Source organism: Streptomyces diacarni, from assembly GCF_003323715.1.
Classification (GTDB): Bacteria; Actinomycetota; Actinomycetes; order Streptomycetales; family Streptomycetaceae; genus Streptomyces; species Streptomyces diacarni.
The window spans coordinates 1-2,632 of record NZ_QOIN01000022.1; the positions used below are offsets into that span (position 1 = coordinate 1).

1 protein-coding gene is annotated in these 2,632 nt (G+C 68.9%); it reads right to left on the reverse strand.

Features of this window, described 5'->3' with window-relative positions; genetic code table 11:
* On the reverse strand, positions 1–2,632 hold a 2,632-nt coding region (locus tag DTL70_RS01100), incomplete at its 3' end, for an acyltransferase domain-containing protein (RefSeq protein ID WP_114019914.1).

A 2,632-nucleotide genomic window follows, 5' to 3' on the forward strand; every position in this document is an offset into this window, starting at 1 on the left:
AAACCGCACCCGCGACCGCAGCCGCAACCGACCCCCACGACACCGGCCCCTCACCAGGCTCCGCATCCACCAACACCAACCGACCCGGATTCTCACTCTGCGCACTACGCACCAGACCCCACACTGCGGCGTGCTGCAGATGCGGTGCGCTGGAAGACTGCGACGGCACGGTCGTGTGCCCGCGGGCAGCGGTGGCGTCGACTGCGTTCTCCGTGACGACGACCAGCCTGGAAGCGGCAAGCCCTTCTTCGGCCAGGAAACCCTGGAGCAGCTCCAGCACCTCGAGAACGGTGGTGTGTGTCACTCCCGTCGGCTCCTCGGCGGAATGGCTGCTCGGGCAGCACACGAGCACCGTCTCGGGCGCGGGCAGGTCCTCGGAGAGGGCGCTGCGAAGGGCCGTCAGGCTCTCGTAGGTCCGCACAGCACTCGAACCCCGGTCTCCCGACTCGTCGGCGATCAGGGCCCCGTCCCCCAGGACGACGACACTGCCCGCGGACGGTTCTGCCGAGGGCAGGAAGCGCTCCGGAGCCTGAAGGGGCTGCCACTCCAACCGGAACAGCGCATCGCGCGTCCGTGGACGACGGGCGGAGGCGATCTTGCCCAGGTCTACGGACCGCAGCGTCAACGAGTCGATGGAAAGTACCGGTACGCCGTCAGGGTCCGTTACGGCGACCGAGACGGTGTTCTCGCCTTCGAGTGAGAGCCGTACACGGCTCGCGGAGCCCGCTGAGGCATGAAGGGTCACCCCGGACCATCGGAACGGCAACCGCGGCATGTGACTGTCGGCCGCGTCATGCGCGAAGAGGGCGAGGGGATGGAGTGCGGCGTCGAGGAGGGCGGGGTGGATGCCGTATCCCCGGGGTTCCAGGGTCTGGGGAAGGGCAATGTCGGCGTAGAGGTCCTGTCCGTGCCGCCAGGCCCGCCGCAATCCCTGGAAGGCGGGACCGTAGTCGACCCCTGCCTCTGCCAGCTCCCCATACAGCTCCTGGACACCGACGGGCTGCGCATCGGCGGGAAGCTGCACCCCGGCTGGCGGGGTGCCCGCGTCGGAGGCGGTACTCAAGACCCCCTCCGCATGACACACCCACGGCCGCCCAGCTATCTCTTCTCCGGTGTCCGTGTGGGTGGTGTCCGCGTCCCGTGCGTGCACCAGAACCTGGCAGCGACCCGCCTCGTCCGGCGGGTCCACCACCATCTGCAACTGCAGCGCCCCCTCCCCCTCCAACACGACCGGCGTGTGCAAGGTCAACTCCTCGACACACGCCATCCCGCAGACCCGTGCGGCGTGGGAAACCAGCTCCACGAAGGCCGCACCGGGAAGAACCGACACGCCCCCCACCGCATGATCCGCAAGCCACCTGTGGCTCCCGGAACTCAGCCGCGTGGTGAACACATGCCCCCCATTGGGCAGATCGACATGCGCGGACAGCAGCGGATGCCCCGGCGCATTCAACCCCGACCCGACCACATCCACCGACCCACCGACCGGCTCCAGCCAGTAGCTCCGACGAGCAAACGCGTACGTGGGCAACGAAACGACCGGTCGAACAACATCCGCGCGCGAATGCTGCCAGGCCACCGGGTGAGTGGTGGTGTGAGCGTGGGCGAGGGTGGTGGTCAGAGCCTGGGTGTCGTCCTGGTTGGAGTGGAGGGTGGTGAGGACGGTGGGGGTGTCCGCGTCACCGTCGCCGTCGCCGTCGCCGTCGCCGTCGCCGTCGGCGTCGGCGTCGGCGAGGGTGTGGTGGACCAGTGGGGCGAGGGTGGGAGTCGGCCCGATGTCGAGATAGGTGTGGGTGCCGGAGTTGGCGAGGGTGGTGAGCATGTCCGCGAACCGGACGGGTTGGCGGATGTGTGCGGTCCAGTAGGCGGGGGTGGTGAGTTGATCGGTTTCGGCGGGTCGGCCGGTGAGGTTGGAGAGGAGGGGTGTGTGGGGTGGGTGGTAGGTGATCTGCTCGGCGGCTTCCCGGAACGCGTCCAGGATGGTGTCGGTGTGGGGGGAGTGGAAGGCATGCTCGGTCGCGAGTGTCTTCACCCTCCGTCCCTCGGCGGTGAACGTCTCGACGATGGCTGCGATGGCGTCGGGGTCGCCGGAGATGACGGTGTGGCGGGGTGTGTTGTAGGCCGCGACACACACCCGGTCAGTCAGATAGGGGGCGAGTTCGTCTGCGGTGGCTTGGATGCTGGCCATCGCGCCGGGCGGCAGCTGGCCCATCAGTTCCGCCCGCTTGACGATCAGGCGTGCGGCGTCGGGGAGCGAGAAGACTCCCGCGCAGTGGGCCGCGCTGATCTCCCCCACCGAGTGTCCGGCCAGGTAGTCGGGTTTGAGGCCGTGGTGTTCGAGGAGTCGGTGGAGGCCGAGGTGGAGGGCGAAGAGTGCGGGTTGGGTGTAGCGGGTGTGGTCCAGCAGGCGGGCCGGTTCACTGCCCGGCTCGGCGAACATGATCTCCGTCAGCGACCTGCCCAACAGCGGGTCCAGGTGCCGGCAGGCTTCATCGACCGCCGCCTTGAACACCGGCTCGACGGCATACAGCCCAGCACCGGCTCCGGCGCGCTGGGAGCCCTGCCCGGAGAACAGGAACGCCGTCCGCCCCGAAGCATCCGCAGCCTTCCCCGGACACACCACCCCCGGCAT